The sequence below is a fragment of the Marinobacterium jannaschii DSM 6295 genome (assembly GCF_000620085.1).
GTDB classification, from domain to species: domain Bacteria; phylum Pseudomonadota; class Gammaproteobacteria; order Pseudomonadales; family Balneatricaceae; genus Pontibacterium; species Pontibacterium jannaschii.
In genome coordinates, this window is the sequence record NZ_JHVJ01000045.1 from 1 (window position 1) to 3,263 (window position 3,263).

The 3,263-nt window shown below is 49.7% G+C and carries 3 protein-coding genes; all 3 read left to right on the plus strand.

The genetic code is table 11. The annotated features are described in order from the left end of the window. Positions 1–634: 634 nt before the first annotated feature. The 3 genes from ltrA (at position 635) to Q354_RS0115960 (ending at position 3,193) form a co-directional block, all read left to right on the plus strand. The gene (gene ltrA, locus Q354_RS0115950) at positions 635–1,912 is read left to right on the plus strand and encodes a group II intron reverse transcriptase/maturase (RefSeq protein WP_027858472.1); all 1,278 of its coding nucleotides are present in this window, start codon (positions 635–637) and stop codon (positions 1,910–1,912) included. A 122-nt stretch (positions 1,913–2,034) separates the two neighbouring features. Then, a complete protein-coding gene (locus tag Q354_RS0115955) occupies positions 2,035–2,520 on the plus strand; it encodes a hypothetical protein (protein ID WP_027858473.1) in 486 nt (161 codons plus the stop codon). 100 nt (positions 2,521–2,620) lie between these two features. Continuing rightward, positions 2,621–3,193, plus strand: coding sequence for a hypothetical protein (locus tag Q354_RS0115960; RefSeq protein WP_027858474.1), 573 nt, complete (start codon positions 2,621–2,623; stop codon positions 3,191–3,193). Positions 3,194–3,263 lie beyond the last annotated feature (70 nt).

Here is a 3,263-nt window from a genome sequence, read left to right on the forward strand (position 1 = left end):
TAACTGCTACTTGGTCACGGCGGCCCAATCCAACAATCCGTTACACGAGGCGTGCTTGCAAACAGCGCAAGCTCGCGTCGTGAACTAAGTGTTAGAGCGCCAAGCGAAGCTTGGTGCGTCTAGTGAGGTGGAAGTCCTCACCCGGTAAAGCCTAATCAGCAGCCGGTATCGAGTGTTGCGCCGGAGGCGGAGCGTGGGGATCGCATACACTTTCCTGTTGCCCAGAGATGGCCAGCAACCACGCGAACAAATCAGGTGAAGCGTACACAGAGTACTGCATAGGCCACAGGGAATGACCGCATTCCTGAAGCGTTGGCATCGCCCCGAAAATAAATTCCCGACTGGCGAGGTGTGTAACATTAGCGAAGCCAGAACAAAGCCTTCGTTTTGATGAGAGGGTGGCGAGTCGGCGGGGTTTTCAAACCGTGGCATGTGCAGAGAGACGCATCAGGAACTTGGGAGGCCCGGACAGGCCCCTGAAGGAGCAGGTAGGGATGTCTAGTCGAGAGACGAAACGAACGAAGGTCGTCCGGGAGTCGGATCAGCTCATAGTAGTCATGATTGGCGAAGGGGCTGACGGTTATATCAGCCAGAAGCAGATACATGCCCCGAACAAAGTAGGGTCGGAGAAGGCATGACAACCGCACTTCTGGCTATCGCATGTAAAGCACGTACCCACCCCAAACATCGCTTTCAGAACCTGTACAGGCTATTGGATAAACGCCTGCTGGCTGTAAGCTGGGGAGCACTGAACAAGGCTTCTACGCCGGGCATCGACGGAATTACCGCCGATGATTACGGCCAGAAGCTTAACCACAACCTGAAACAGCTACAGCAGCAGCTGGTAGACAAGGCATACCGTGCATCGGTGGTTAAGCGTGTCTACATCCCCAAGAGTAACGGCAAAACCCGCCCGCTGGGTTTGCCTACACTCGAGGACAAACTGGTGCAACAAGCTACTTCCCAGATACTGCAAAGCATCTGGGAAGCTGACTTCCTGCCGTACAGTTACGGATATCGTCCGCGGAAGAGTGCTCATGATGCGCTGGAACAGATCCGCTCAGGGTTACAGCGAGGGAACTATGGCTATGTCGTAGAGGCTGATATTCAAGGCTTCTTCGACAACATGGATCATCGTTGGCTGATCCGGATGCTAGAACAGCGTATCGATGACAAAGCACTGATTAACCTGATCAAACAATGGCTGAGAGCACGCGTGATCGAACCGGATGGTTGCCAGCGCAAGCCGGAGAAGGGATCGCCGCAAGGTGGCATCATCTCCCCGGTGTTGGCCAACATCTACCTCCACTACGCGCTTGATCTGTGGTTTGAAAAGGTTATCCGTTGTCGCCTGGATGGCAATGCCATGCTGGTACGTTACGCGGACGACTTCGTCGTGGCCTTCCAGTATCAACGTGATGCCCGGTTATTCCGGAATCTGCTGGCGAAACGGTTGAGCAAATTCGGCCTGACACTAGCAAGCGATAAAACGCGACTCCTTCGTTTCAGTCGATTTGAGCCGGGGCGGCAACGCTTTATCGTCTTTCTGGGTTTTGAGATTTACTGGGGTTTAAGCCCCGCCGGTAAATGCGTAGTTTATCTGAAAACGGCCAGACTGAAGCAACGGGAAAGCATTAAGGAAATGGTGCGCTGGATCAAATACAACCGATCCCAACCGATCCAGACTCTGATCGCAACGGTAAAGCGAAAACTCCAAGGTTTTGGCAATTACTTCGGGATACCGGGGAATAGTAAAAGCTTGTCCCGTTTGCATTATCAGATGGTCAGAGCGCTGTTTAAGTGGTTGAATCGCCGCAGTCAAAGGCGCAGTTATAACTGGAGGGAGTTTAGTCAGTTACTGCGTTGGTTTGATGTGCGGGTGCCGCGTATCAGGCGGGTAAGTTACAGTTAGGGGCCGGCATTACGCGGGCGAACATATAATCGAAGAGCCGGATGCGGTAGTTCCGCACGTCCGGATCTGTGTGGGGGCGGTACAGGTAACTGGCCGTCCTACCACGACACTGTAGAGGAGCTATGAACAGAATTGCATTTATTTTGCTACTACTATTTCCAGTAGGTTCTCTAGCATGCTCATTTGCTCGAGTTACGGAAGAATTCGTTACTACAAATCAAGAATCGATAATTCCGGAGCAGCCAAATTTCACGCTGACTTCGATACATAGAGGGACAAAGGGCAATATTGGCTCTTGCAATGATGCTGGATCAATCAAGCTCACAGTGAACCCCGAACCAGAGCAAGATACTGGCTATGTATTTTCCATTTCGCAGGGTGAATTTGAAGACCAGCTATTTGGTGAAAAGCCAATCGTTCGAGTAAAAAAATACACCGAAGTTGGTGAGTACTCTTTCATATGGCTTGATGGTTACTCAGTCGAACAAGAGCCGATAGATATTGTTATTAGAATAGTTGCTGTATCAAAAGACGGAGGTGAAAGCGAGCCTCAGTTTTTGAAGGTCAGCCACCCAGGGGTAAAAAAGCCATGGTGGAAATTCTGGTAAACACAGTTAACAAGCACAGGCTGTCGGACGTCAAAACCTTCGCTCCTTCGTCGCTACGGCTTTGCCGCCGCAGTTGTGGGCGTTATAAGCAGTCGAACATATGAGAAATATCCTAATTTTACTACTGGTTCCTATATTGGTGAGTTGCCAAGCACTGAATGCAACCACATCAGTTATTGCTGGTAGTTCTGCTTGCAACTCAAGTGAAAAAGAGCAGTCTTTCCCCCCTGAGGGTGCAATAAAGAAAATTGACCTTTCTCTCACAATCTCATATGAAACGAGCGAAGTAAGTTTTTCCGAAACAGCCGTATGCGAATATCAAGGAAGCATGTGTGGTGGCGGAGCGTGGTTTCAAGTGTGGTACGGAGATCAATCTATATCGCACAATATTACGCTTCCACAAGGAGATGAGCTTATATTTAAGCCACACTCGTTTTGCATTACGATTGACGAATACGTCAAGCAATGCAAGTCTGGGAACTGTGACCATGCTGATAGTTTCAAGTTACTAATGATGTTCTCTGAGGCCAGAAGATCTAGCACTGTCGTAGTTGGATTAGACTGGACCAAAGGGAAATCACAAGACCGCGCCTTAGTAAAAGCAAACGATTTCAAAAACTACGGCTATCAAGTTAAGCACTTTAGTATCGAGGTCGCGGATGAAAGCTTATAACACATATGAGCCGTCCCCGCGTCAATAGGCGAAGTAACCCCTGAGGCTTTCCTCATGGGTGCTCTTTAAT